27 protein-coding genes are annotated in these 25,323 nt (G+C 71.2%); 2 read left to right on the forward strand and 25 right to left on the reverse strand.

All coding sequences use genetic code 11. The annotated features are described in order from the left end of the window. Positions 1 to 89: 89 nt before the first annotated feature. From GVL05_RS10340 to GVL05_RS10410, 15 genes are all read right to left on the reverse strand, one after another. Positions 90 to 611 (reverse strand): hypothetical protein, encoded by a 522-nt coding sequence (locus GVL05_RS10340; RefSeq protein ID WP_159573100.1) that lies wholly within the window; start codon positions 609 to 611, stop codon positions 90 to 92. Between the two features lie 149 nt (positions 612 to 760). Continuing rightward, the gene (locus GVL05_RS10345) at positions 761 to 1,396 is read right to left on the reverse strand and encodes a hypothetical protein (RefSeq protein WP_159573101.1); all 636 of its coding nucleotides are present in this window, start codon (positions 1,394 to 1,396) and stop codon (positions 761 to 763) included. 125 nt (positions 1,397 to 1,521) lie between these two features. Then, a complete protein-coding gene (gene der, locus GVL05_RS10350) occupies positions 1,522 to 3,042 on the reverse strand; it encodes a ribosome biogenesis GTPase Der (protein ID WP_111084613.1) in 1,521 nt (506 codons plus the stop codon). Between the two features lie 108 nt (positions 3,043 to 3,150). Continuing rightward, entirely contained in the window at positions 3,151 to 3,816 is a 666-nt protein-coding gene (gene cmk / locus GVL05_RS10355; RefSeq protein ID WP_132099786.1) for a (d)CMP kinase, read from the reverse strand. Positions 3,817 to 4,046: 230 nt separating this feature from the next. After that, positions 4,047 to 5,159: a prephenate dehydrogenase gene (locus GVL05_RS10360; RefSeq protein WP_131845494.1), complete on the reverse strand. Its 1,113-nt coding sequence runs from the start codon at positions 5,157 to 5,159 to the stop codon at positions 4,047 to 4,049. A gap of 77 nt (positions 5,160 to 5,236) precedes the next feature. Beyond that, entirely contained in the window at positions 5,237 to 6,028 is a 792-nt protein-coding gene (locus tag GVL05_RS20170) for a pseudouridine synthase (protein ID WP_235035936.1), read from the reverse strand. A 1,285-nt stretch (positions 6,029 to 7,313) separates the two neighbouring features. Beyond that, entirely contained in the window at positions 7,314 to 8,042 is a 729-nt protein-coding gene (scpB, locus tag GVL05_RS10370) for an SMC-Scp complex subunit ScpB (RefSeq protein ID WP_194672324.1), read from the reverse strand. Beyond that, positions 8,032 to 8,835 carry a ScpA family protein gene (locus GVL05_RS10375; RefSeq protein ID WP_111084610.1) on the reverse strand — a complete coding sequence of 268 codons (804 nt, stop codon included), beginning with the start codon at positions 8,833 to 8,835 and terminating at the stop codon, positions 8,032 to 8,034. The genes scpB and GVL05_RS10375 overlap by 11 nt, the downstream gene beginning before the upstream one ends. Continuing rightward, positions 8,819 to 9,694: a ParA family protein gene (locus GVL05_RS10380; RefSeq protein ID WP_111084609.1), complete on the reverse strand. Its 876-nt coding sequence runs from the start codon at positions 9,692 to 9,694 to the stop codon at positions 8,819 to 8,821. Before GVL05_RS10380 ends, GVL05_RS10375 begins: the two co-directional genes overlap by 17 nt. Before the next feature lie 124 nt (positions 9,695 to 9,818). After that, on the reverse strand, positions 9,819 to 10,646 hold the full coding sequence (locus GVL05_RS10385; RefSeq protein ID WP_123293900.1) for an SseB family protein: 828 nt from the start codon (positions 10,644 to 10,646) through the stop codon (positions 9,819 to 9,821). A 4-nt stretch (positions 10,647 to 10,650) separates the two neighbouring features. After that, the gene (gene priA / locus GVL05_RS10390; protein WP_111084607.1) at positions 10,651 to 11,397 is read right to left on the reverse strand and encodes a bifunctional 1-(5-phosphoribosyl)-5-((5-phosphoribosylamino)methylideneamino)imidazole-4-carboxamide isomerase/phosphoribosylanthranilate isomerase PriA; all 747 of its coding nucleotides are present in this window, start codon (positions 11,395 to 11,397) and stop codon (positions 10,651 to 10,653) included. A 125-nt stretch (positions 11,398 to 11,522) separates the two neighbouring features. Next, entirely contained in the window at positions 11,523 to 12,158 is a 636-nt protein-coding gene (gene hisH / locus GVL05_RS10395; RefSeq protein ID WP_123673456.1) for an imidazole glycerol phosphate synthase subunit HisH, read from the reverse strand. Beyond that, entirely contained in the window at positions 12,155 to 12,757 is a 603-nt protein-coding gene (gene hisB / locus GVL05_RS10400; RefSeq protein ID WP_111084605.1) for an imidazoleglycerol-phosphate dehydratase HisB, read from the reverse strand. Before hisB ends, hisH begins: the two co-directional genes overlap by 4 nt. After that, on the reverse strand, positions 12,754 to 13,860 hold the full coding sequence (locus GVL05_RS10405) for a histidinol-phosphate transaminase (RefSeq protein ID WP_159573103.1): 1,107 nt from the start codon (positions 13,858 to 13,860) through the stop codon (positions 12,754 to 12,756). The genes hisB and GVL05_RS10405 overlap by 4 nt, the downstream gene beginning before the upstream one ends. A gap of 75 nt (positions 13,861 to 13,935) precedes the next feature. Beyond that, positions 13,936 to 14,313, reverse strand: a complete 378-nt coding sequence (locus tag GVL05_RS10410) for a LysM peptidoglycan-binding domain-containing protein (protein ID WP_159573104.1) — start codon at positions 14,311 to 14,313, stop codon at positions 13,936 to 13,938. Between the two features lie 235 nt (positions 14,314 to 14,548). Here GVL05_RS10410 and lexA point away from each other — a divergent pair, with 235 nt between their 5' ends. After that, the gene (gene lexA / locus GVL05_RS10415) at positions 14,549 to 15,193 is read left to right on the forward strand and encodes a transcriptional repressor LexA (protein WP_123293903.1); all 645 of its coding nucleotides are present in this window, start codon (positions 14,549 to 14,551) and stop codon (positions 15,191 to 15,193) included. A gap of 152 nt (positions 15,194 to 15,345) precedes the next feature. Here lexA and hflX read toward each other — a convergent pair whose 3' ends face one another. After that, entirely contained in the window at positions 15,346 to 16,884 is a 1,539-nt protein-coding gene (hflX, locus tag GVL05_RS10420) for a GTPase HflX (protein ID WP_159573105.1), read from the reverse strand. A 61-nt stretch (positions 16,885 to 16,945) separates the two neighbouring features. Between hflX and GVL05_RS10425 the strand changes: the two genes are divergently transcribed. After that, positions 16,946 to 17,557 carry a class I SAM-dependent methyltransferase gene (locus GVL05_RS10425; RefSeq protein WP_159573106.1) on the forward strand — a complete coding sequence of 204 codons (612 nt, stop codon included), beginning with the start codon at positions 16,946 to 16,948 and terminating at the stop codon, positions 17,555 to 17,557. A 174-nt stretch (positions 17,558 to 17,731) separates the two neighbouring features. Here the strand turns inward: GVL05_RS10425 and dapF are convergent, their stop codons facing one another. The 9 genes from dapF to pgsA all read right to left on the reverse strand — a co-directional run bounded on the left by dapF (position 17,732) and on the right by pgsA (position 25,319). After that, on the reverse strand, positions 17,732 to 18,622 hold the full coding sequence (gene dapF / locus GVL05_RS10430) for a diaminopimelate epimerase (RefSeq protein ID WP_159573107.1): 891 nt from the start codon (positions 18,620 to 18,622) through the stop codon (positions 17,732 to 17,734). Then, on the reverse strand, positions 18,619 to 19,638 hold the full coding sequence (gene miaA / locus GVL05_RS10435) for a tRNA (adenosine(37)-N6)-dimethylallyltransferase MiaA (RefSeq protein ID WP_327785638.1): 1,020 nt from the start codon (positions 19,636 to 19,638) through the stop codon (positions 18,619 to 18,621). Before miaA ends, dapF begins: the two co-directional genes overlap by 4 nt. Beyond that, positions 19,625 to 21,118, reverse strand: a complete 1,494-nt coding sequence (miaB, locus tag GVL05_RS10440; RefSeq protein WP_123341028.1) for a tRNA (N6-isopentenyl adenosine(37)-C2)-methylthiotransferase MiaB — start codon at positions 21,116 to 21,118, stop codon at positions 19,625 to 19,627. The genes miaA and miaB overlap by 14 nt, the downstream gene beginning before the upstream one ends. Positions 21,119 to 21,144: 26 nt before the next feature. Further along, positions 21,145 to 22,011: a regulatory protein RecX gene (locus GVL05_RS10445; RefSeq protein WP_123673447.1), complete on the reverse strand. Its 867-nt coding sequence runs from the start codon at positions 22,009 to 22,011 to the stop codon at positions 21,145 to 21,147. Continuing rightward, a complete protein-coding gene (gene recA / locus GVL05_RS10450; protein ID WP_111084595.1) occupies positions 22,008 to 23,069 on the reverse strand; it encodes a recombinase RecA in 1,062 nt (353 codons plus the stop codon). The genes GVL05_RS10445 and recA overlap by 4 nt, the downstream gene beginning before the upstream one ends. Positions 23,070 to 23,351: 282 nt before the next feature. Beyond that, on the reverse strand, positions 23,352 to 23,576 hold the full coding sequence (locus GVL05_RS10455) for a DUF3046 domain-containing protein (RefSeq protein ID WP_123293908.1): 225 nt from the start codon (positions 23,574 to 23,576) through the stop codon (positions 23,352 to 23,354). 93 nt (positions 23,577 to 23,669) lie between these two features. Continuing rightward, the gene (locus tag GVL05_RS10460; RefSeq protein ID WP_027464765.1) at positions 23,670 to 23,978 is read right to left on the reverse strand and encodes a helix-turn-helix domain-containing protein; all 309 of its coding nucleotides are present in this window, start codon (positions 23,976 to 23,978) and stop codon (positions 23,670 to 23,672) included. A gap of 154 nt (positions 23,979 to 24,132) precedes the next feature. Further along, positions 24,133 to 24,678: a CinA family protein gene (locus tag GVL05_RS10465; protein ID WP_235035934.1), complete on the reverse strand. Its 546-nt coding sequence runs from the start codon at positions 24,676 to 24,678 to the stop codon at positions 24,133 to 24,135. Beyond that, positions 24,675 to 25,319 (reverse strand): CDP-diacylglycerol--glycerol-3-phosphate 3-phosphatidyltransferase, encoded by a 645-nt coding sequence (pgsA, locus tag GVL05_RS10470; RefSeq protein ID WP_194648082.1) that lies wholly within the window; start codon positions 25,317 to 25,319, stop codon positions 24,675 to 24,677. Before pgsA ends, GVL05_RS10465 begins: the two co-directional genes overlap by 4 nt. Positions 25,320 to 25,323: the final 4 nt, after the last annotated feature.

Here is a 25,323-nt window from a genome sequence, read left to right on the forward strand (position 1 = left end):
CCGCCGCACCCGTTCCGCGACAGTTCACGAGTCGATCGACGCGTGGTCTGTCGCAAGAGTGGTGCGGGCGCTGGAGCGGCGCGGGGGCGCTAGCGGCGGGCGGGCTTGGGGAACGTGGCGCGCATGTGGTCGGTGGTGAGCACGTCGCCGATGCCGATCATGAACAGTGAGAACACGATCTGCTCGATCACCATCCAGAACGGGTACAGCCCGGGGATCGCCGCCACGATGAGCGTCACGATCGGGAAGATCCGACTGAACAACCGCACCCGCTGGTACGCCCAGTAGTACCCGAGCTGTGCCCGCCACGCGAACACGTAGAGCGTCAGGGTGATGAGCAGCACGACCGTCGCCCGGAACCACACCGCCCACGGCACGGTCTCCCCCGCGCGCGTCAGCAGCACTGCCACGACGATCGCGGCGAGTCCGACGATCGTCTCCGCGACGAGCAGCCACCGGATCCACCGGAAGGAGCGCACGGTGTCGGGGTGCTCGAGCATGTCCTGGCGGATGACGTACCCGCCCTGGCGACCTCCGGCCAGCCGGTCGAGCCGCAGCCGGCACCACAGACGGTCGGCGAGGCCACCGAGTCCGTCGTTGCGCTGCGTCACCAGTACATCGTGCCGCATCGAGCGACCACCGGCGTACCGCGCCGTCGCCGACCCCAACCCCGACCCCGACGCCGACGCCGAACGACGTCATCGAGGTCGCACGACGTCGACGATGTCGTTCCGGGTCGGCGCGGGACCGCCCAGCCGGCTCAGTCGCTCGGCACGAGCGCCGCGCCACCGAGCACGGTGCCGCTCGCCGCATCGAGCAGGACGAGGGAGCGGACCTCGTCGGGCAGTGTCCACGGGTCGCTCAACACGACGGTCAGTCCCTGCTCGACGCCGGCGGCCTGGAACACGTCGAAGGACTCCCCCGCCGGGGTCCACTCCGGGTCCTTGCCTCCGGTGACGGTCCCACCGGACAACACGACGTCGACGGGGCCGCTCGTGCCCGTCTTCAGGCGCGAGATGTCGACCGCGAGGGTCGCGTCACCCGTGTTCGCCGCGATGTGGACGTGTCCAGAGGCAGCGGCGCCGTCGATGCCGACGATGTCCCCGGAGACCGGCGGGACACGGCGCCACCACGGCTCGATCGGCGACGAATCGACGGGTTGCACGGCCGGGGACGCCTCGGGCAGGGGCACGCCGAGGCCGTTCGAGGGTCGCAGCCCCTCCGCGGGCGACTGCGCGGGCTCGGGCGCGGCACGGTCGGAGCGGGTGACGGTGTCGTCCTCGGGCGGTGCGTGCGAGACCGCCCAGAGTGACACCGAGCCGACGACGACCACGGCGACGAGGGCACCCACCAGGGCGAGCCGACGTCGATCCGTTCCCCACCGCCCGATGCGCACGCTCCCATGATGCCGCGCCGACGCTGCGGACGCGCTCCGGGCCTCCCGGCCGAACGCGAAGGCGAACGCGAACGCACAACGCGCCCCGTGCAGACGGGACGCGTTGTGTGTGACGGAGCTGCGACTCAGCGCTTCCGGCGCTCGCGCACCCGCATGTTGACGTTGATCGGCGTGCCGGAGAACCCCCAGACCTCGCGGAGTCGACGGGTGATGAACCGTCGGTACTGCGGGTCGAGGAACGCCGACGTGAAGAGCACGAACGTCGGCGGCTGGCTCGACGCCTGGGTCCCGAACAGGATGCGGGGCTGCTTCCCGCCGCGCACGGGGTGGGGGTGCTCCTGGACGAGCTCGGCGATGAAGGCGTTGACCTTGCCCGTCGGGATGCGGGTGTCCCACGACGCGAGGGCGGTCTCGAGCGCCGGCACGAGCTTCTCGAGGTGGCGGCCGGTGCGGGCCGAGATGTTCACACGCGGGGCCCAGGCGACGTGCGCCAGGTCCTGCTCGATCTCGCGCTCGAGGTAGCGGCGGCGTTCGTCGTCGAGCAGGTCCCACTTGTTGTAGGCCAGGACGAGCGCACGGCCCGACTCGAGCACCAGGTCGATGATGCGGAGGTCCTGCACGGAGACGGGCTCGGTGACGTCGAGGACGACGACGGCGACCTCGGCCTTCTCGAGCGCCGCGGTGGTGCGGAGCGACGCGTAGAAGTCGGCGCCCTGCTGCATGTGGACGCGCTTCCGGATGCCGGCGGTGTCGACGAACCGCCACACCTTGCCGCCGAGCTCGATCTGCTCGTCCACCGGGTCGCGGGTGGTGCCGGCGATGTCGTTCACGACGACGCGCTCTTCACCGGCGGCCTTGTTGAGCAGCGAGCTCTTGCCGACGTTCGGGCGGCCGAGGATCGCGACGCGGCGGGGGCCACCGACCTCCTGCTTGGCGACGGCCGAGGTGTCGGGCAGCGTCTTGATGATCAGGTCGAGCAGGTCCGCGACGCCACGGCCGTGCAGGGCCGACACGGGGTGCGGCTCGCCGAGCCCCAGGTTCCAGAGCTCGTAGGCGTCGAGTTCGCGGCGCTCGTCGTCGGCCTTGTTCGCGACGACGATGACGGGGCGGTCGGTGCCGCGGAGCATCTTGACGACGTGCTCGTCGGTGGCGGTGATGCCGACCGTGACGTCGACGACGAACAGCACGGCGTCGGCGAGGTCGATCGCGACCTCGGCCTGCGCGGCGACCGAGGCGTTGATGCCCTCGGCGCCGGGCTCCCAGCCGCCCGTGTCGACGAGCGTGAAGCGCTTGTCGTTCCAGTCGGCCTTGTAGCTGACGCGGTCACGCGTGACGCCGGGGACGTCCTGCACGACGGCCTCGCGACGACCGAGGATGCGGTTGACGAGCGCGGACTTGCCGACGTTCGGGCGGCCGACGATCGCGAGCACCGGGTAGGCGGGCAGGTAGTGGACGCCGTCCTCGCCGACCTGACCGGCCTCGAGCAGGGCGAGGTCTTCGTCCTCGAGGTCGTACTCCTCGAGTCCGGCGCGGAGCGCGGTCGCGCGCTGCTCGGCCTCGGCCTCGTCGAGTCCGGCGAGCCGCTCGCCGAGGGCGTCGTCGTACTGGGGGAAGTCGTCGTTGTCCGGGTTGTCCAACTGAGCCATGGTGGGTTCCTCGCGAGCGGCCGGAGCCGCGGTGTCGGTGGCCGTTCCCGGCCGGGCCGGAGATCCGGCCGTGGTGTGACCAGGCGGCCGAGGCCGTCCGGTCGTGCGTCAGTGCGTGGCCGCGCGGGCCAGGTCGACGACCGCCTGCACGGTCTGGTCGAAGTCGAGGTCGGTGGAGTCGAGCGTCGTGACGCCGTCTGCGGCGTTCATGAAGTCGACGACCTTCGCGTCCGCCGCGTCTCGACGAGCGAGTGCGGCGGAGGTCTCTGCGGCCGACTGGGTCGTGACCTCCGCCGAGCGCCGGGCCATTCTAACGGACTCGTCGGCCGTCAGCAGGATCCGGACCTCGGCGTCGGGTGCGACCACCGTGGTGATGTCCCGACCCTCGGTGATGATGCCCGGTGCGTCGGTCTTCCGCATGACGTTCCGGAACAGCTGCACGAGGCGGTGTCGGACGTCGGGGAGCTTCGCGATGTGCGCCACCGCGCCCGTCACGTCCGGGGTGCGGATCGCGTCGGTGACGTCGGTCTCCCCCACGCGCACGTAGTAGTCGTCGGGGTCGGTGCCGATGGCGTAGTCGAACGTGTCCCAGCTCGCCAGGATCGCCGCCGCGTCGTCGAGGTCGACCCGCTGCTGCAGGGCGTGCCAGGCGAGGGCGCGGTAGGCGGCGCCGGTGTCCTGGTAGCCGTAGCCGAGCGCACGGGCGGCCGCGCGGGAGACGCTCGACTTGCCGCTGCCCGCGGGGCCGTCGACCGCGATGACGATCTTGGCCACGTAGGCGCCGTCGATGAGACCGGCCGGTACCGGGGCGCTGGTCGAACCGGGCTCGCCGCCGGGCTCGCCGAGGCCGCCGGCCGGACCGCCGAGCGGGCCGCCGTCCGCGCCACCGCGGGCGCCGTCACCGGGGGGCGGGGTCGGCAGACCGGAGTCCGGACCGTCCGGCCCGCCGGTCACGCCGGAGTCGGCGGTCACACCGGAGTCGTTCGTCGCTGCGTTCGTGTCGTTCAGGCCCATGCTGCTGCGATCCTCCATCCGCGACCCTCGAGTTCCTCGACGAGTCGCTGTTCCTGCTCGGGCAGGACCGACACCTCGACGATGCCGATCTGCGCGCCCGGTGAGTGCTCGAGGCGCATGTCCTCGAGGTTGATGCCGATCTCCCCGATGAACGTCAGGAGCGCGGCGATCTGCCCGGGGGTGTCGTCGACGAGGACGACCACCTGGGCGAAGCGCTTGGTGGTGCCGTGCTTGCCGGGCAGCCGTTCGACACCGCGGTTGCCGGCGGCGATCGTCTCGGCCAGGGTCCGCGGCGCCCCGGCGGCGGCGGGGTCGTCGAGCGCCCCGATCACGTCGCTCAGCTCGTCGCGCAGGTCGGACAGCACCCGCCGCACGTTGGCCGCGTTCGCGCCGATGATCTGCACCCACAGGCCGGGGTCGCTCGCGGCGACACGGGTGACGTCGCGGACGCCACCGCCCGCCAGACCGAGGGAGCCGTCCGGGGCGTCACGAAGCCGCGAGGCCATCAACGTCGACACGAGCTGCGGCACGTGCGAGACGTAGGCCACGGCCAGGTCGTGCGACGCCGGGTCCATCGGCACGACGGTCGCACCGACGTCGAGCGCCAGGTCCTCGACCACGGCGGCGCGCTGGTAGCTGATGGCGTCGTGCCCGGCGATCACCCAGGGGCTGCCGACGAACAGGTCGGCGCGGGCGGCGCTCGGTCCGCTGCGTTCACGTCCGGCCATCGGGTGCGACCCGATGTAGCGGGTGACGTCGGCGCCGGCGGCCACGAGCTCGGCCAACGGTCCGGCCTTGACGCTCGCGACGTCGGTCACGATGGCGTCCGGGTACGCCGACAGTTCGCGGGCGACGACGGTCGCCACGACGTCCGGCGGGACCGCCACCACCACGAGTTCCGGCTGGTCGCCGGGTTCGGGCCGGCGGCCGGCCCCGTAGTCGACGGCGAGCGCCAACGCGCCGGGTGAGACGTCGTCGAGGACGACGTCGACCCCCTTCTCGCGCAGCGCCAGACCGATCGAGGTGCCGAGGAGCCCGGTGCCGACGACCCGCACCGGGCCGCGCACGCGGCGGTCGATGTCGGGTGGGGTCAGGTCGGTCACCGGGCAAGCCTACCGACCGACACCCGGGCGTCGGTCGACGCCCGGGTGCCGGTCACGGCCCGAGGGGCCGGGCGCGGTCAGTCCGCGGTCTCGTCGTCCCACTCGTCGTCGTCGCTCTGGTCGAGGGCGACGTCGCGGTCGTCACGAGCGGAGGGCTTCGCGTCGCGGACGGTGCCGAGCAGCTTGCCGACCTCGACCGTGCCGAGCTCGCGCATCTTGCCCGGCGGCAGGCTGCCGAGGTGGAGCGGCCCGAACGAGCGGCGGACGAGTTCGAGGACCGGGTGGTCGACGGCCTCGAGCATGCGACGGACGATCCGGTTGCGGCCGGAGTGCAGCGTGATCTCGACGAGCGACTCACCCCGCGAGGACTCGAGCAACCGCACCTTGTCGGCCTTGATCGGACCGTCCTCGAGCTCGACGCCCTCGGTCAGACGCTGGACCACGGCGGGGTTCACGTTGCCGTGCACCTTCGCGATGTAGGTCTTCTGCACGCCGAACGACGGGTGCGCGAGCACGTGTGCCAGGTCGCCGTCGTTCGTCAGGACGAGCAGCCCGGAGGTCTCGGTGTCCAGGCGACCGACGTTGAACAGGCGTTCCTCGTAGCGGTCCACGAACTCGGTCAGGTCGCGGCGACCGCGCTCGTCCTGCAGGCTCGAGACGACACCGGTCGGCTTGTTCAGCACGATGTACCGCCGCGAGGAGTCGATCTGCACCGGCACGCCGTCGACCGAGATCGCGTCGGTCGCGGGGTCGACACGACGCCCGAGGGCGTCCACGACCTGGCCGTTGACCGTCACACGGCCCTCGACGATCAGGTTCTCCGCGACGCGGCGAGATGCCACGCCCGCAGCGGCGATCACCTTCTGCAGGCGCTCCCCCTCTGCCTGGAGGCCCGGCTCAGCCCCGGCAGACGTCGTCCCGTCCGCCGCGTCCCAGTCCTCGATGATCGGGCGTTCGGGCGTGCCCTCCACCGGAGCACCGTGGCTGTCGCGCTCACCGCTCGGCTTCGGCGTGGTGCGGTTGCTGGCGCTGTTGCCGCCCTTGCCGGGGCGGTCGCTGTTGCGGACGCTCGTGGTTCCGCCGACGTAGCGGCGGCCGTTGTGCCAGACGCGGCTCTGCTGGCCGTCGGGGCCGCGGCGGTCCTCGCGGCTGTCGCGGTTGTCGCGAGGTGCCGAGCTGCGGTCGTCACGACCGCGGTACCCACCACGGTCGTCGCGCGGCGCGGCGCTGCGGTCATCGCGACCCCGGTACCCGCCACGGTCGTCACGCGGAGCCGAGTTCCCGCGGTAGCCACCACGGTCATCGCGCGGCGCGGCGCTGCGGTCGTCGCGCCCGCGGTAGCCGCCACGGTCATCACGCGGAGCCGAGTTACCGCGGTAGCCACCACGGTCGTCACGCGGCGCGGCGCTGCGGTCATCGCGGCCGCGGTAGCCACCACGGTCATCACGCGGCGCCGAGTTCCCGCGGTAGCCACCACGGTCATCGCGCGGCGCGGAGCTGCGGTCGTCGCGACCCCGGTACCCACCGCGGTCGTCGCGCGGAGCCGAGTTACCGCGGTACCCACCACGGTCGTCACGCGGGGCCGAGCTGCGGTCGTCGCGACCCCGGTAGCCACCGCGATCGTCACGCGGCGCGGAGTTCCCGCGGTACCCACCGCGGTCATCGCGCGGAGCCGAGCTGCGGTCATCGCGCCCGCGGTAGCCACCACGGTCATCGCGCGGCGCGGAGTTTCCGCGGTAGCCGCCACGGTCGCCGCCGCCGGCACGGTCGTCACGGCCGCGGTACCCACCGCGGTCGTCACGCGGAGCCGAGTTGCCCCGGTACCCGCCACGGTCGTCGCGCGGAGCCGAGCTGCGGTCGTCACGGCCGCGGTACCCACCACGGTCATCACGCGGCGCGGAGCTACGGTCATCGCGACCCCGGTACCCACCACGGTCGCCACCGCGGTCGTCGCGCGACTGGTAGCCGCCACGACGGTCGTCGTCACGCGGCGGACGTGCGCCCCCGCGGTCGTCGCGCCCGTACCCGCCGGAGCGGCCACCGGCACTGGAGCCGGCCCCGCCGCGGCCGGGAGCCGAACGCCCGGGGCGATCCGGGCCTCCTGAGCGTCCGTTGCGGTCGTCTCGGTCTCGGGGCGCGCCGCGCCCCCGGTCGTCAAACCCGGCCATCGGGGATCCCTTCGTTCTGCCCGAAGCCGTCCGCACCGTCGTCCAGGAGGGGCGAGATGAGCGGCAGCTCGTCGAGCGAGTTGATGCCGAGCTGCTGCAGGAGCAGATCGGACGTGACGTAGTTGATGGCGCCGGTCTCGGAGTCGGTGAACGACTCTTCGATGAGACCGCGCGCGACCAGCGTTCGGACGACGCCGTCGACGTTGACGGCGCGGATCGACGCGATCTGGGATCGCGTGATCGGTTGCTTGTAGGCGACGACCGCGAGGGTCTCGAGTGCGGCCTGCGACAGGCGCGAGGGACGCTCGGCCTCGACGAACTGCTCGACGACGGCGTCCAGGTCCTGGCGGACGTAGAAGCGCCAGCCGCCGCCGACCTCGCGGAGTTCGAACCCGCGGCGGGTGGTGCCGTCGACGCCGTCGAAGTCCGCGACGAGGCGTTCGACGGCCTGGCGGACGGCGGGGACGGGGGCGTTCACGGCGGCGCCGAGCGCGACGAGCGACTGGGGCTCGTCCGCGATCATCAGGATCGCCTCGAGCTGGCGGTCGATCGGGATCGCCGGGTGCGCCTGCGGGGCGCGGTCGTGCTCGGCGTGCTGGCCGTGCTCAGCGTGCTCGGCGCGCTCGTGCATCTCGTGCTCGATCGCGCGGGCGTCGGCCATCTCGTCGGCGCCGCCGGGTTCGGCGCTGGACGTGTCGTGCACGTCATCCGTCATAGTCGGCTCCCAGGTTGGCGAGGCTCTCGTCGGACCAGTCCTCGGCGGTCCATCGGAGCGTGAGTTCCCCGAGCGGCTCGAGTTGTTCGAACGAGATCGATGCGTTCCGGTACAGCTCCAGGATCGCGAGGAAGCGAGCCACCACGATACCCGTCTGGTCGACGCCCGCGACCAGTTCGCGGAACGAGACCCCCTCGCCGTCGCGTGTCCGCAGGATCGAGACGACGATCGCGGCCTGTTCGCGGATGCTGATGAGCGGCGCGTGCAGGTGGTCGAGTCCGACCGTCGGGATCTCCCGCGGGGCGAACGCCAGCGCTGCCAGTGCGGCGAAGTCCTGTACCGAGAGCGTCCACACGAGCTCGGGCGTGCGGGCGCGGAACCGCTCCTCGAGCCGGACGCTCCGGACGTGCCGACGCGACTCCACACCCCAGCGTTCGCCGAACCAGTCGGCGGCCTGCTTGAACGCCCGGTACTGCAGCAGCCGCGCGAACAGCAGGTCGCGGGCTTCGAGCAGGGCGACGTCCTCGGCGTCGACGAGCTCACCCTGCGGCAGCAGCCCGACGATCTTCAGGTCGAGCAGGGTGGCGGCGACGACGAGGAACTCGCTCGCCTCGTCGAGTTCGTCCGCCGACTCGGCCTGACGCACGTACTGGATGAACTCCCCCGTGACCGCGCCGAGCGAGACCTCGGTGATGTCGAGCTCGTGCTTCGTGATGAGCGACAGCAGGAGGTCGAACGGGCCGTCGAAGTTGGTGAGTCGGACCCGGAACCCCGACTCAGGCGACGGCGCCACGCTGGACGAGCTCTCGTGCGAGCTGCCGGTAGGCGTGGGCGGCGGCGTGGTCCGGCGCCGTCTGGGTGATCGGTCGAGCGGAGACCGTGGCGTCCGGGAACTTCACGGTGCGCCCGATGACGGTGTCGAGGACCCGGTCGTCGAACGTGTCGACGACGCGCTCCATGACCTCGCGCGAGTGCAGGGTGCGCGAGTCGTACATGGTGGGCAGGATGCCGTCGAGCGTCAGCGCCGGGTTGAGGCGGTCGCGCACCTTGTCGATCGTCTCGATGAGCAGGGCGACACCGCGCAGGGCGAAGAACTCGCACTCGAGCGGAATGAGCACCCCGTGCGCCGCGGTCAGGGCGTTGACGGTGAGCAGGCCGAGCGACGGCTGGCAGTCGACCAGGATCACGTCGTAGTCGTTCGCGACCTTGCGCAGCACGCTCGCCAGGATCTGCTCGCGGGCGACCTCGTTGACCAGGTGCACCTCGGCCGCGGACAGGTCGATGTTCGCCGGGATCACGTCGAGCCCCGGAGTGTTCGTCGGCTGGATGACCTGGATCGGGTCCTTCACGGCGCCCATGAGCAGGTCGTAGACGGTGTGGATGTCGTGCGTGCGGACACCGAGGCCCGCGGAGAGCGCACCCTGCGGGTCGAAGTCGACGGCCAGGACCTTGCGGCCGTACTCCGCCAGGGCTGCACCGAGGTTGATCGCCGTGGTGGTCTTGCCGACGCCGCCCTTCTGGTTGCAGAGGGCGATGATGCGCGCAGGGCCGGTGCTGTCGAGTTCCTCGGGCACGGGGAACTCCCGGACAGGACGACCCGTCGGACCGATGGAGGTCGCGCCGGTGGGGTTGGTCGTCGGGTTCGTGCTCACCCGGCCATCGTACCGGCGACGTCGGCCGGCCCGGGGCCGCACCGCCGCGCGCGGCCGGGTCTGCGTTGCTCGTGGCCGGGTCGGCTTTGCTCGTGGCCGGGTGCTTGGCCGACGCGGTCGCCGCTCAGGCTGCCCGCAGGGCCACGCGCATGCTGTCGACGCGTTCGGCGATGACGGCGTCCGTCGACCACCGCTGCTGCAGGCGTCCGACGAGCTCGCCGACCTGCTCGCGGTCGAGCCCGGGGTGCAACGCCAGTCCGACGGTCAGCTCCGGGCCGGCGAAGCGTCCGACCGGGTCACCGGGGGTCAGTTCGACACGGGCGACGCTGCGCTCCCCCACGACCGAGTCGGCGAACGCCTGAGCGACCTCGGGGTCCTCGAAGCACGGGGTCCACGGCAGGTCCTGGCCGAGCGCCCACACCGCGGGACGGCGCAGCACGAACTCGGTCGCCGACTTCGGGTCGAGCACGACGAGCTGCGTCTCCTCGCTCGCCGCGGCCATCGCCACCCGGCGTGACTCGACGGGCACGGGCCGGGCATCGGCGTCCCAGGCGTGCATCGCGTCGACCGAGGTGAACGCTGGCATCACGCTCCGCCCGTCCGGGCCGGCGACCGTCACGATCGAGAGCTCCTGGGTCTTGTCCACGAGCTTGCCGGCGTCGGTCTCGCCGAGGTCGCCGGCCTCGGCGATGAGCGGGATGAGCAGACGGGCGGTGCGCAGTGCATGGACGACCGCCGCCTGCGATGCACCGGCGGCCACGCCTGCGATCGCCGCGGTCAGCGCCGGGTCGGCCAGCCCGTCGTCGTCGGCGAACGCGGTGTCGTGGTGGTCGAACGTGCGGCCTTCCCACGTGAAGCCGGCCGAGTCCGCCGCGCCACCCGGGGTGTGTGCGTCGTCGGGACCGGTTGCCGCGTCCGGACCGGTTCCGCGCCCGTTCGAGATCCCCGCCACGCCGCTACTCCGAGGCGATGTCGAGTGCGGCCGGCAGCGTGAACGCCCCGGAGTACAGCGCCTTGCCGATGATCGCGCCCTCGAGCCCGAACGGCACGAGCTCGCGCAGTGCCCGCAGGTCGTCGAGCGTCGAGATCCCGCCAGAGGCCACGACGGGCTGGTCGGTCCGGTCGCACACCTGGCGCAGCAGCTCGACGTTCGGGCCCTGCAGTGTGCCGTCCTTCGTGACGTCGGTGACGACGTACCGGGCGCACCCCGCGGCCTCGAGCCGGTCGAGGACCTCCCACAGGTCGCCGGCGTCCTCGGTCCAGCCACGGCTGGCGAGGGTCGTGCCACGAACGTCGAGCCCGACGGCGATCTGCTCGCCGTACTCGCCGATCACCCGAGCGGCCCAGTCCGGGTTCTCGAGCGCCGCCGTGCCGAGGTTGACCCGGGCAGCGCCGGTGGCCAGCGCAGCTTCGAGCGAGGCGTCGTCGCGGATGCCGCCCGACAGCTCGACCGAGACGCCGTCGACCTCGCGGATCGCGTGCGCGATGACCTTGCGGTTGTCGCCCCGACCGAACGCCGCGTCGAGGTCCACCAGGTGGATCCACTCCGCGCCCTGGTCACGCCAGGTGCGCGCGGCGGCGACGGGGTCGCCGTAGCCGGTCTCGCTCCCCGCCTCGCCCTGGGTCAACCGGACGGCCTGGCCGTCGACCACGTCGACGGCAGGCAGCAGGACGAGGGGCGAGGTGTCGGTGAGGTCGGTCATGGTCCTGTCGATTTCGTCACGGTGGAGATGGTGCGGTGGAGAAGGTGCGGTGGTGAAGGTGCGGGGTTCGGCCTGGAGGCCCGTGGCGCGTCCGGCGGCGCCGTCGCGCCCGTCGCGGGCCGGGTTCAGAGCGAGCGCACCCAGTTGGTCAGCAGACGGATGCCCGGCTCGCCGGACTTCTCGGGGTGGAACTGGGTCGCGGTGAGCGGCCCGTTCTCGACCGCGGCGATGAACCGCTGCCCGTGTTCAGCCCACGTCAGGCCGGGTGCACGGAACGGGCCGTAGGCGTCGAGCGGGAAGTCGGTCACGCCGTACGAGTGCACGAAGTAGAACCGCTCGTCGTGCAGCCCGTCGAACAGCACGGAGTTCTCCGGTGCCTGGACGGTGTTCCAGCCCATGTGCGGCAGGACCTCGGCCTGGAGCTGCTCGACGGTGCCGGGCCACTGTCCCAGACCCTCGACGTCGGCTCCGCGTTCGATGCCGCGGGAGAACAGCACCTGCATGCCGACGCAGATGCCGAGCACCGGACGACCGCCGGCCAGACGGTGGTCCACGATCTCGCCGCCCTGGACGCCCTCGAGCTGGTCGATGACCGCGGCGAACGCCCCGACCCCGGGTACGAGCAGGCCGTCCGCACGGAGCGCCGCCTGCTTGTCGGCGGTCAGCGTGACCTCGGCTCCGGCCCGCTCGAGTGCCTTGGCCGCGGAGTGGACGTTGCCCGACCCGTAGTCGAGGACGACGACGTTCGGCTTCGCGGTCACAGTGCGCCCTTGGTGGAGGGGATGCCGTCGACGCGCGGGTCGAGCTCGACCGCCTTGCGCATCGCACGCGCGAACGCCTTGAACTCGGCTTCCGCGATGTGGTGCGGGTCGCGGCCACCGAGCACACGGACGTGCACGGTGATGCCCGCGTTGAACGTGATCGCCTCGAACACGTGGCGGATCATCGACCCGGTGAAGTGACCGCCGATGCGGTGGAACTCGAACCCCTCGGGCTCACCCGAGTGCACGAGGAACGGACGCCCGGAGACGTCGACGACCGCCTGGGCCAGCGCTTCGTCGAGGGGCACGAGGGCGTCGCCGTAGCGGCCGATGCCGGAGCGGTCACCGAGGGCCTGCTTGAGGGCCTGTCCGAGCACGATGCCGGTGTCCTCGACCGTGTGGTGCACGTCGATGTCGGTGTCACCGGTCGAGCGCACGCGCAGGTCGATGAGCGAGTGCTTGCTGAACGCGGTCAGCATGTGGTCGAAGAACGGCACGCTCGTCGAGATGTCGGACGAGCCGGTGCCGTCGAGGTCGAGCTCGAGTTCGACGCTCGATTCGCTCGTGCTGCGGCTGATCGAGGCGGTACGGGCGGTCATGCCCCAACCCTAACCGGCGGCTGCTCGGCGGCGACCTGCCGCATGGCGTCGAGGAACGCGGTGGTCTCCTCTTCGGTGCCGGCACTCACCCGCAGGTGGTTCGGGATCCCGAGGTCACGGACGATGACGTCCCGCTCGAGCAGTGACTCGAACGCGGCGTGCGGGTCGGCGACCCCGCCGAACAGGACGAAGTTCGACCAGGTCTCGTACGTCCGGTAGCCCAGGGCCTGCAGCTCGGTCACCATCCGGTCGCGCTGCTCCTTGATGTCGTCGACCATCGCGAGCATCTCGGGCGCGTGGCGCAGTGCTGCGACGGCGGCTGCCTGCGTCAGGACGGACAGGTGGTACGGCAGCCGCACGAGCCGTACGGCGTCGATCACGGCGGGGTGCGCCGCCATGTAGCCGACCCGTGCGCCGGCGAACGCGAACGCCTTGCTCATGGTCCGGGAGACCACGAGTCGCTCCCGCCCGGGCAGCAGCGTGAGGGCGCTCGGCACGTCGGCCGGCATGAACTCGGCGTAGGCCTCGTCCACCATCACGATGCCGTCGGTCGCGGCGTACGCGGCCTCGATCGTCTCGATCGGCAGCGGTGTGCCCGTGGGGTTGTTCGGCCCGCACAGGAACACGATGTCCGGACGGTGCTGCTCGATCGCCGCCACGACGGTCTCGGGCGAGATGCGGTACTCGTCGTCGCGCTCCGCCGGGATCCAGGTCGTGCCGGTGCCGGACGCCAGGATCGAGTGCATCGAGTAGGTGGGCGGGAACCCGAGGACGGAACGCCCCGGGCCACCGAAGGCCTGCAACAGCTGCTGGAGGACCTCGTTCGAGCCGTTCGCCGCCCACAGCTGTTCTGCCGTGAGGCCGTGGCCGAGGTACCCGGCGAGCGACTCGCGGAGCTCCGTGAACTCGCGGTCCGGGTAGCGGTTCACCGTCGCGAGCGCCTGTCGGATCGAGGCGACGATGTCGTCAGCAACGTCGTCCGGAACGGGATGCGTGTTCTCGTTGACGTTCAGCTGGACGCGGACGTGCTTCTGCGGAGCGCCGTAGGGGCTCTGACCGCGGAGGTCGTCTCGGATCGGGAGGTCTTCCAGCGTGAATGCCACCGATCCATCGTAGGCCGCTGTGGCCACCGGACGACCAGCCGTCCGGACGGGACTGCCCTCGACCACTCGCCGCGGCTACTGGCCGGAGGTGTACTTCGTCGGGATGGCGATCTGCTCGCCGGCCTGTAGCCCGGAGCCCTCGAGGGCGTTGAGGCTGATGACGTCCTGCACGAAGTCGCGCGGGTCGGCGTTCGGCGCGGTGTCCTCGGCCAGCTGCCAGAGCGTCTCGCCCGGCTGGATCGTGACCGTGTCGAACTGCGTCCGGGCGCCACCAGCGGCGGCGTCACCGGCGGACGCCTGGCCGCCGTTGAGGACGAAGAAGGCGACGACGATGAGGAGGGGGAGCGCGGCGAGCGTCGTGAAGACGATGCGGCCGCGGCGCGTCAGGCGCAGGCGGACGCGCACGGCGGGGGCCGCGGTGCGCTGGATGTCAGCGATGGCGATGGTGCTCATGTCGTTCTTGCCTTCCCGTTCGGGTGAACCGAAGTCGTGTACCGAACATAGTTTCGAATCAGACGACGCACAAGTCCTGGGAGTGGATTTCTGCGGGGTTTTCTTGCGACACGCTCGAACAGGTGTTTGTCCGGGGTTGACCGGTCGGATACTGTTTCGATCGACTGGGACAAGTCAAACGGGGACCACCGACATTCCCGCCACGGCCGCTCAGCACCGACGAAAGCGAGACGACGTGGTGGACGAACTGCGGGGCCAGAAGCCGCTGACCGCGAAGCAGCAGACGATCCTCGACGCCATCCGCGCGTCCATCGCCTCGCGGGGCTACCCGCCGAGCATGCGCGAGATCGGCGATGCAGCCGGGCTCTCCTCACTGTCGAGCGTGTCCCACCAGCTCGGCCAGCTCGAGCTCGGTGGCTGGATCCGCCGCGACCCGAACCGTCCCCGTGCGCTCGAGGTCCTGGTCGACGAGCCCACGCCGGACGTCACCGGACCCGACGTCGACGCCACGACCCTCGTGCCGCTGGTCGGCCGGATCGCCGCAGGTGTCCCGATCACGGCGGAGCAGCACGTCGACGAGATCGTCCCGCTCCCCCGGCAGCTCGTCGGCTCGGGTGACCTCTTCATGCTCAAGGTCGTCGGCGAGTCGATGATCGACGCCGCGATCTGCGACGGCGACTGGGTGGTCGTCCGCGCGCAGCAGACCGCCGAGAACGGTGACATCGTCGCCGCGATGCTCGACGAAGAGGCGACCGTCAAGGTATTCCGCCAGCGCGACGGCCACACGTGGCTGCTCCCCCGCAACACCGCGTTCGAGCCGATCCTCGGCGACGCGGCGTCGGTGCTCGGCAAGGTCGTCGCAGTCCTCCGCTCGCTCTGACGCGCCCCGGGCACAACCACGATCGGCTCGAACCACGAGATCTCGTGGTCCGAGCCGATTTCGGTTGTGCGGCGTTGAACTGAACCGCGGCCGGAGCGCACCCGCGCGACGGACGTGGGGCGGGCCTCCCGGCCGTCAGCCGGTACCGGCCGTCAGGACGTGACGGGGGCGACCACGTACGGATCGAGCTCCGCGACCTGCCGCTGGAAGACACGGACGCGCAGGCGCGTGCCGTCCTCGACGTAGTCGACGGAGTCTACCGCGCCCGCGTCGTGCAGCGTGGAGACGAGGTCACCGCGGTCGTAGGGCACGACCACCGTGAGCTCGACGTCGGGCTCCGGCAGGCGCTCCTCGATGGTGCGGAGGAGCTCCGGGATGCCCTCGCCCGTGCGGGCCGACACGAAGACGGCGTCCGACACGAGCCCGATCAGGACCAGGCGCTGTGCGTCGTCGATCAGGTCGGCCTTGTTGAACACGACGATCTCGGGGATGTCGTGCGCGCCGACGTCGCCGATGACCTCGCGCACGGTCGCGAGCTGGGCCCCGGGGTCGGGGTGCGAGCCGTCGACCACGTGCACGATGACGTCGGCCTCGCCGACCTCCTCGAGGGTGGAGCGGAACGCCTCGACCAGCTGGTGCGGCAGGTTCCGGACGAAGCCGACCGTGTCCACGAAGGTGAACTCCCGGCCCTTGGTGCTCTCGGTCCGGCGGACCGTGGCGTCCAGCGTCGCGAACAGCTGGTTCTGCACCAGCACGCCGGCGCTCGTCAGACGGTTCAGGAGCGAGGACTTGCCCGCGTTCGTGTAGCCGGCGATCGCGACGCTCGGCACCTCGTTGCGGTGACGGTCGGCACGCTTCGCCTCGCGCGCAGGGCGGAACCCGGCGATCTGGCGGCGAAGCTTCGACATGCGGGTGTGGATGCGACGACGGTCGAGCTCGATCTTCGTCTCACCGGGACCACGCGAACCCATGCCCGCACCGCCGGAGACCTGACCACCGGCCTGCCGGGACATCGAGTCACCCCAGCCGCGCAGTCGGGGCAGCAGGTACTGGAGCTGCGCGAGCTCGACCTGGGCCTTGCCCTCTCGGGTCTTCGCGTGCTGGCTGAAGATGTCGAGGATCACGGCCGTGCGGTCGATGACCTTGACCTTCACGACGTCCTCGAGCGCGCGGCGCTGCGACGGGGCGAGCTCGGTGTCCGCGATCACCGTGTCGGCGCCGGTGGCCTTGACGACCATCGCGAGCTCTTCCGCCTTGCCCTTGCCGAGGTAGGTCGCCGGGTCGGGGTTCGGTCGACGCTGGAGGAGCCCGTCGAGGACCACCGCGCCGGCCGTCTCGGCCAGGGCGGACAGCTCCCGCAGGGAGTTCTCGGCGTCCTGCGCGTCACCGTGCGGGTACACGCCGATCAGGACGACCTGCTCGAGCCGCAGCTGGCGGTACTCGACCTCGGTGACGTCCTCGAGCTCGGTGGAGAGGCCGGCGACGCGGCGCAGGGCCGCCCGGTCCTCACGGTCGTACTGGTCGCCGTCGCCGTCCCACCCGTGCTCGTCGACCGAGCGGGTCTGGATCGCCTGGGCAGGGGCGAAGATGGACGATGCTGCGCGGCGATCGGCGTTGCGCAACACCCGTTCGACGACACCGTCTGCGCTGTCGTCGTTGGTCTGGTCGTTCTGCTGATGGGTATCCGTCATCCTGTCCACAGGGTACCTCCGGCGGGCCTCGGACACACCGGGTTCCCGCTACGGTTCATCCATGGCGAACGACCACTACTTCTCCGCGAACCCGTCATCGGACACCCGCGAACGCCAGATCGACGTCACCCTCGCCGGCCGGTCGCTCACGCTGACCACGGCAGCAGGGGTCTTCAGCCCGGACGGCATCGACCGCGGCACCCGTGTGCTGCTCGGTTCCGTCCCGCCGCCCGCGCACGACGGCGCCTTGCTCGACGTCGGCTGCGGCTGGGGCCCGATCGCGGTCACGATGGCGCTGCACTCCCCCGACGCGTCGGTGTGGGGTGTCGACGTCAACGAACGGGTGCTCGGCTTGGCGCGGACAAACGCCGAGGCCGCCGGTGCGTCGAACGTCACCATCGCCCTGCCCGACGACGTCCCGGACGACCTGCGGTTCCGGACGATCTGGTCGAACCCTCCGATCCGCGTCGGCAAGGACGAACTCCACGAGATCCTGCTGACGTGGCTGCCCCGGCTCGAGGTCGAGGGCGACGCCTGGCTCGTGGTGTCGAAGGACCTCGGGGGCGACTCGTTGCAGAAGTGGCTCGTCGGTGCGCTCGGGGCAGGGTTCCACGTCGCGCGGGCGTCCACCGACAAGGGGTTCCGCGTCATCCGGGTGCACCGGACGGCGTAGGCGGGCGCGCCGCGCCGCGGGCCGCCCGCGCCGCGCCGCGCCGCCCGCGCCACTTCGTGAGCAGAAATGGTCGAGTCGCCGCAGCGCACCCGACCATTTCTGCTCACGAAGCGAAGCGAAGCGCGCCGCGCGCCGCGCGGCCCCGCCCCGCGGCCCGCGGCCCCCGCGCCCGCGTCAGACCGTCAGGTCGCCGGAGAACACGAGCTCGGCGGGCCCGGACAGCGACACGTGCTCGCCGTCCTCCGCCGCGAACATCCGCACCGTCACGACGCCGCCGGGAACCCGCACGCGCCAGGTGTCCGGCGCACCGGATCCCACCCAGTACCGCGTCGCGAGGGCCGCAGCCACCGCACCGGTGCCGCACGACAGCGTCTCGCCACTGCCCCGCTCGTGCACCCGCATCGTGATCTCGCCGACGCCGTCGTTGATCAGGGGGTCGCCGGGCAGCACGAACTCGACGTTGGCGCCGTGCTCGGGCGCCGGGTCGAGCACGGGCAGGAAGGTCAGGTCGAGGTCGGCGAGTTCGTCTTCGGTCGCGACGGCGACGACCACGTGCGGGTTGCCGACGTCGATGCCGATGCCAGGCCGGGCACCGTCGAGGTTCTTGGCGCGCACCATGACGTCGTCCGAGCCGCCGTCCTCGATGCCCAGCCCCCACCGGCCGAGGTCGGCAGCGAAGCCGTTCGTGGTCCGCTGGATGTCGACCAGGCCCTTGCGGCTGCCGACGGTCAGGGTCTCACCGGGTGCGAGCTCGACCAGGCCGGACTCGGTCAGGTACCGCGCGAACACCCGGATCCCGTTGCCGCACATCTCGGCGATCGTGCCGTCGGCGTTGTGGTAGTCCATGAACCAGGTCGCCGCGGGTTCGACGGCCACCAGGGTGCGTCCTTCGGGGATCGCTTCGGACCGCACCGCACGGATCACGCCGTCGCCTCCCACGCCGAAGCGTCGGTCCGCGATCGCGCGGATCCGCTCGGGGGTCAGGTCGACGGTGGCGTCGGGGTCGGCGAACAGGACGAAGTCGTTGCCGGTCCCCTGGCCCTTGGTGAAGTGCAGCTCGGTCACGGGACGATCCTACGGGCCAGTTCCGACAGGTCCCCGCGGTCGACTCCGCTGACGTCGAGGGTCTCGGCGTCGGCGTAGCGGCGGAACCACGACACCTGCCGTCGGGCGTACTTGCGCGTCGCGATCCCGGTCGCTTCGACCGCGGCCTCGATCGTGGAGGTCCCCCGCAGCACGTCGAGCGCCTGCGAGTACCCGATCGCGGCCCGCGCGGTCTTCCCGTGCTCGATGCCCTGCTCGCGCAGCCCTGCGACCTCGTCGACGAGTCCGGCGGCGAACATCCCCGCCGCACGCGCGTGCAGCGCCGCGACCAGCTGCCCACGGTCCCGTCGCAGGTGCAGGATGCGGGACGGTCGCCAGGCGCGGGGCGCGGACGGGAGGCTCGGGGTCACGACCTCGGATCGGCTCGCGATCTCGAGTGCCCGGATCAACCGCCGTGGGTTGCGTGCATCGATCGTCGCTGCGGCCGCCGGGTCCATGCCGCGGAGCCGCTCGAGCAGGATGCCCGGACCGAGCTCGTCGTGCTCGCGCTCGAGCTGCGCGCGGAGTTCCGGGTCGGTGCCGGGGAACGCCAGGTCGAACAGGACGGACGACACGTAGAGCCCGCTGCCCCCGACGAGCACGGCGACGCCGCCGTCCGCCTGGATCCGGTCCACGTCGGCTCGGGCAGCCACCTGGTACGCGGCGACGCTCGCCTCGTCGGTGACGTCGAGCACGTCGAGTTGGTGGTGCGGGATGCCGTGCCGTTCGTCGAACGACAGCTTCGCGGTGCCGATGTCCATGCCCCGGTACAGCTGCATGGCGTCGGCGTTGACGATCTCGGCGTCCCGGCCGGCGGCGCGGAGGCGTTCGGCGATCGCGATCCCGAGGTCGGACTTGCCCGTCCCGGTCGCCCCGACGACGGCGATCAGATCAGCGTCGGAGGCGTCGAGCCCGCGGTGCTGCGCCGGGTCGCGCTCGGGGCATCCGGCGGGGCCGCGCTCGGAGCCGTCCCCGACGGGGGCGTCAGCGCCCGACACGGAGCGTCGGCAGCCCGAGCGACACCGGGCGCGGACCGTCGCCGGGCGCCGCCGGGGTCGGCACGCCGCAGCTCTCGGCCTCGGCGCGGTCCCAGGCGTCGCCCGCACGGGTGCGTCGGATGCGCAGCGGAGCGTCGTCGTCGGCGATCAGGAAGTGCGGGGCCGCTCGGGTGATCTCGACCGTCACGACGTCGCCGGGTCGCGGGACCGCGGAGCCCTCCGGCACGGCGAAGTGCACGAGCCGCGAGTCCTCGGCGCGTCCGGACAACCGGCGGGTGGCGTCGTCCTTCCGCCCCTCGCCCGTCGCGACGAGGACCTCGACGCTCCGGCCGACCTGCGCGGCGTTCTCTTCCGCGGTGATGCGTTCCTGCAGCGCGACGAGCCGCTCGTACCGCTCCTGCACGACGTGCTTCGGCAGCTGGTCGTCCATCGTCGCCGCCGGGGTGCCGGGGCGGATCGAGTACTGGAACGTGAAGGCGCTGGCGAACCGAGCCTGCTCGACGACGCGCAGGGTGTCTGCGAAGTCCTCTTCCGTCTCGCCGGGGAACCCGACGATGATGTCGGTCGAGATCGCCGCGTTCGGGATCTTGGCGCGCACCCGGTCGAGGATGCCGAGGAACCGCTCGCTCCGGTAGCTCCGCCGCATGGCCTTGAGGACCCGGTCGGACCCGGACTGCAACGGCATGTGCAGCTGCGGCATGACGTTCGGGGTCTCGGCCATGGCGTCGATGACGTCGTCGGTGAAGGCTGCCGGGTGCGGGCTCGTGAAGCGGATGCGCTCGAGGCCGTCGATGGTGCCGGCCGCGCGCAGCAGCTTGCCGAACGCCTGACGGTCGCCGAACTCGACCCCGTACGAGTTCACGTTCTGTCCGAGCAGCGTGACCTCGATCGCACCGTCGTCGACGAGCGCCTGGATCTCGGCCAGGACATCGCCCGGGCGGCGGTCCTTCTCCTTGCCGCGGAGCGACGGGACGATGCAGAACGTGCACGTGTTGTTGCACCCGACCGAGATCGACACCCACCCACTGTGGGTCGAGTCACGCTTGGTCGGCAGCGTCGACGGGAACACGTCGAGCGCTTCGAGGATCTCGATCTGCGCCTCGTCGTTGTGCCGCGCACGCTCGAGCAGCGTCGGCAATGAGCCCATGTTGTGCGTGCCGAAGACCACGTCCACCCACGGCGCCTTCTCGAGGATGACGTTCTTGTCCTTCTGGGCCAGGCACCCACCGACGGCGATCTGCATGCCGGGGTGGTCGCGCTTGATGCCGGCGAGCTGTCCGAGGTTGCCGTACAGACGGTTGTCCGCGTTCTCGCGCACCGCACAGGTGTTGATCACGACGACGTCGGCCTGCTCGCCGTCCGCCGCCGTGTAGCCCGCCGCCTGCAGCGACCCGCTCAGCCGCTCGGAGTCGTGCACGTTCATCTGGCACCCGTAGGTGCGGACTTCGTAGGTGCGCTGGCGCGCTGCGACGGTGGCCATGGTCGTCCCAGTGTAGGTCGGGGCGACTACTCGAAGCGCACGGTCCCGCGGCCCGTCGGAGGGCGGCGTCCGCCGCCGTCGAGGGCCCGCTGGACGGCGATCCGCACCACGCCCGAGCCGTAGCCCTTGCGCATCAGGAACCCCGACAACCGACGCTCGGCGGTCGCACGGTCGAGCCCACGCATCTGCGGCGCACGCTTGTCGGCGAGCTCCTGGGCGCGGATGAACTCGTCGTCCTCGTCATCGGCGGCCTCGTCGAGCGCGGTGTCGATCGCGATCTGGTCGATGCCACGACGACGCAGCTCGGTGACCACGCCCTGCCGCCCCAGACCCTTGCGGGCGTGCAGGCGGTCCACCAGATCGGTGGCGAGGGCGACGTCGTCGAGCAGCCCGACACGGGTCAAGCGTTCGATCTCGTGCTCGACCACGTCGGGGTCGAGGTCCTGCTGGGTGAGCAGTGTCCGCATCTCGGACTCGCTCACGCCCTTGCGGCCGAGCGCCCGCATGCTGAGCCGCTCGGCGTCGGCGCGTTGCTCGTCCAGGGGACGCGGAGCATCCGCAGGGTCGAGTTCTTCGCCACCGGCGATCGAGAAGACCGACGCCGTCGTGGCATCCGCCCCGTCGTCGTCGTAGCCGTCCTGCTCGGCCCGCGCGGTCCGGCCAGAACCGTCGCCGATGACCGGCGAGACCCAGTCGGCCTGTGCACGCGGCCCGCGGATGGGCAACGGGACGGGGGTGTCCGCATCGTCCTCGAGCACGGGCTCCGGAATGCTGGGCACCGTCTGCTCGGGTTCGGGGGTGGGCTCCGCAGCTGCCGGGGCCCGGCGACGGGACCTCGCACCGAACAGGTCGGTGACCGGTGCGAGGCCGTCGTCGTCGTGGTCGGTGCTCACGCGCCCTTGCGCTCCGCGAGCTTCGGCGCGATCGACTCGACCGGAGCCTCTTCCGCCTTGGCGCCACCGACGCCGAGCTTGGCGAGGATCTTGCCCTCGATCTCAGCCGCGGTGTCGGGGTTCTGGATCAGGAAGGAACGCGAGTTCTCCTTGCCCTGCCCGAGCTGGTCGCCGTCGTAGGTGTACCAGGCACCCGACTTCTTGACGATGCCGTGGTCGACACCGAAGTCGAGCAGCGAGCCTTCGCGCGAGATGCCGACGCCGTACAGGATGTCGAACTCGGCCTGCTTGAAGGGCGGCGCCATCTTGTTCTTGACGACCTTGACACGCGTACGGTTGCCCACCGCGTCGGTGCCGCTCTTGAGCGTCTCGATGCGACGGATGTCGAGGCGGACGGACGCGTAGAACTTCAGCGCCTTACCGCCCGAGGTGGTCTCCGGGGAACCGAAGAACACACCGATCTTCTCGCGCAGCTGGTTGATGAAGATCATCGTGGTCTGCGTCTGGTTCAGCCCACCGGCGAGCTTGCGCAGCGCCTGGGACATGAGGCGGGCCTGCAGACCGACGTGGGAGTCACCCATCTCGCCCTCGATCTCGGCCCGCGGCACCAGTGCTGCGACCGAGTCGATCACGATGAGGTCGATCGAGCCGGAGCGGACGAGCATGTCCGCGATCTCGAGCGCCTGCTCGGCGGTGTCCGGCTGCGACACGAGCAGGGCGTCGATGTCGACACCGAGCTTCTTGGCGTACTCCGGGTCGAGCGCGTGCTCGGCGTCGATGAAGGCCGCGATGCCACCGGCGCGCTGGGCGTTGGCGATGGCGTGGATGGTGAGGGTCGTCTTACCCGAGGACTCCGGGCCGTAGATCTCGACGATGCGGCCGCGGGGCAGTCCTCCGATGCCGAGCGCGACGTCAAGCGCCACCGACCCGGTCTGGATGACGTTGACGGGTGCGCGTTCGTCCGAACCGAGGCGCATGATCGCACCCTTGCCGAACTGCCTGTCGATCTGTGCGAGTGCGGTCTCGAGGGCCTTTTCGCGGTCTGCCGGTGATGGCATGGGGTGCTCCTTCGTGCTCGTGTTCGGCCGCCTGTAGGCTGTCGCGTCCACGCCGGCCGGTGGTGCAAGGCCGATGGTTCTGCGACAAGGCTTCGGGCTGTTCCCGATGTCCATCAACCTATGGCTGGCCACCGACATCACTGCCGACGGTCACGCGATCTGTGGATGGAACACCTGGGCGACGCCGCTGTGGAGGAACGTACCACCGATCGAACACCCGTTCGAGCAACACGCCGAACACAGTTTCGGGCGGTGGCGGCGGCGCGACGGAGCGCGGACGCCTCAGTTCTGCGGCTCGGCCAACCCCTTGCCGTGCCGCCGGTCGAGCGGGACGTCCTGCGAGTCGCAGAGGGCATCCCACACCCGGCGGGCGTCGATGCCGGCCGCGAGGGCGTCCACGGCCGAGCGGCCACCGAGTTCCTCGAGCACGACGTCACGGCTGACCACGGACCCGTAGGCCTCGCCGAACACCTGGTCGACGGCACGCCAGAACTCACTCACCCGCATCCGACAAGCCTAAAGCGTCCCCGAACACACAGCGCCCCGGACGCAGAACGCCCCCGCCGGGAGGTTCCGGCGGGGGCGTTCAGTGCGAGGCGCTCAGCGCACCGCGAGGTCGTTGTCGAACTCGGCGACGAGGTCGTCCGGGAGCGTGTCGGGGACGGGAGTGAGTCCCTCGACGATCGCGAGGCGGTCGCCCACCTCGCGCATGATCGTGGAGATGGGGGTGTCCAGCGCATCCGCGACGGACGCGAGGATCTCCGAGCTGGCCTCTTTCTGACCACGCTCGACCTCACTGAGGTACCCGAGAGCCACACTGGCCTTGGACGCGACCTGACGGAGGGTCCGGCCCTTCTGCAAGCGGAAGTCCCGAAGCACATCGCCGATTTCCTGACGAACGAGAACCATGAGAACTCCTCCTCTCTGTCGTCTCCGCGCCCGCCCGATCCGGAGGATCGAGTTCGGGTTCAGCAACTTTAGCGTTGCCGGTTGAAGCATGCTAACCAGGCTGGCTGCCGTCCTGCTGGAGATTGCGTGAGATGTAACCCAGTGGAAACGGGACCTATTCCCGGCCTCGGACCACGGACGACATCCGTGTCAGGAGTTCGGAGACGGACGCCGTGCGGATTGCACCGCGGTCCCCGTCGAGGTGGAGTTCCCAGGCAGTGGCGCCGTCCGCCGACGCGATGCCGACGTAGACGGTGCCGACCGGCTTGCCGTCCTGCGGGTCCGGCCCGGCGACACCGGTCGTGCTGATCCCCCACGTCGCCGGCTCACCATCGACGGACAGCGCGATGCGGACACCGGCCGCCATCTGCCGCGCGACCTCGGGATCGACGGCCCCGTTGGCCGCCAGCAACGCCGACGACACCCCGAGCACGGTGTGCTTGACGGGCGTCGCGTAGGCCACGACTCCCCCGCGCACCACGGCGCTCGCCCCCGGAACACCGACGAGCGTCGATACCACCAACCCGCCGGTGAGCGACTCCGCCACGGCGACGGTCTCACCGCGACGCGTCAGGTCGGCGACCAGGTCCCGCGCGATCGCGTCGACCGTGTCGACAGGGCCGGGAGGCGCGGCGCCGGTCGCGTCGTCGGCCTGCGTCACGCGGTGGTCCGGTTGTGCTTCCACGCCTGGTACAGGTAGTCGATGCCGCTGAGCACGGTCGCCAGGAAGGCGGCGCTCATCAGCACCACGTTCACCCAGTGCGCCCAGTCACCGACGAGCTCCCACCACGGGAAGAGTGCCGACGTCAGGGCGACGGCCTGCAGCACGGTCTTGATCTTGCCGCCACGACTGGCCGGGATCACCCGGTCCGACAGCACCGCGAAGCGGAACACCGTGATGCCGATCTCGCGCACCATGATGAGCACCGTCACGTACCAGGGCAGCTCGAGCAGGATCGACAGGGCGACGAGCGCGCCGCCGATCAGGACCTTGTCGGCGATCGGGTCGACGAGCTTGCCGAAGTCGGTGACCAGGTTCTGCCGCCGGGCGATGATGCCGTCGGCGCTGTCGGTCACGATCGCGACGACGAAGACGATCGCCGCCCAGATGCGCAGCGGGCCGTCGTCGCCGGCGTCGGTGAGGAGCAGCACGAAGAACAGCGGCGCCATCAGGATGCGCACCACGGTGATGATGTTCGCGACGTTCGCCGTCGATGCCGGGCCGGGACCCTTGCGGAGCAGTCGCCCGCGCCAGGGGAACTTCGCGCCGTGTGTCGTGTCCGTGCCGTCCGAGGCGGTCATCGCC

Source organism: Curtobacterium sp. 18060, assembly GCF_902706105.1.
Taxonomy (GTDB): domain Bacteria; phylum Actinomycetota; class Actinomycetes; order Actinomycetales; family Microbacteriaceae; genus Curtobacterium.

What these genes read in the sequence shown, in the direction of transcription:
- miaB (WP_123341028.1), bottom strand. Translation starts at nt 21,118, where the DNA reads ATGGCCACCGTCGCAGCGCGCCAGCGCACCTACGAAGTCCGCACCTAC.
- hisB (WP_111084605.1), bottom strand. Translation starts at nt 12,757, where the DNA reads ATGACCGCCCGTACCGCCTCGATCAGCCGCAGCACGAGCGAATCGAGC.
- scpB (WP_194672324.1), bottom strand. Translation starts at nt 8,042, where the DNA reads ATGACGGATGACGTGCACGACACGTCCAGCGCCGAACCCGGCGGCGCC.
- GVL05_RS10410 (WP_159573104.1), bottom strand. Translation starts at nt 14,313, where the DNA reads ATGAGCACCATCGCCATCGCTGACATCCAGCGCACCGCGGCCCCCGCC.
- recA (WP_111084595.1), bottom strand. Translation starts at nt 23,069, where the DNA reads ATGCCATCACCGGCAGACCGCGAAAAGGCCCTCGAGACCGCACTCGCA.
- GVL05_RS10455 (WP_123293908.1), bottom strand. Translation starts at nt 23,576, where the DNA reads ATGCGGGTGAGTGAGTTCTGGCGTGCCGTCGACCAGGTGTTCGGCGAG.
- pgsA (WP_194648082.1), bottom strand. Translation starts at nt 25,319, where the DNA reads ATGACCGCCTCGGACGGCACGGACACGACACACGGCGCGAAGTTCCCC.
- GVL05_RS10460 (WP_027464765.1), bottom strand. Translation starts at nt 23,978, where the DNA reads ATGGTTCTCGTTCGTCAGGAAATCGGCGATGTGCTTCGGGACTTCCGC.
- priA (WP_111084607.1), bottom strand. Translation starts at nt 11,397, where the DNA reads ATGACCGACCTCACCGACACCTCGCCCCTCGTCCTGCTGCCTGCCGTC.
- der (WP_111084613.1), bottom strand. Translation starts at nt 3,042, where the DNA reads ATGGCTCAGTTGGACAACCCGGACAACGACGACTTCCCCCAGTACGAC.
- hflX (WP_159573105.1), bottom strand. Translation starts at nt 16,884, where the DNA reads ATGACGGATACCCATCAGCAGAACGACCAGACCAACGACGACAGCGCA.
- GVL05_RS10425 (WP_159573106.1), top strand. Translation starts at nt 16,946, where the DNA reads ATGGCGAACGACCACTACTTCTCCGCGAACCCGTCATCGGACACCCGC.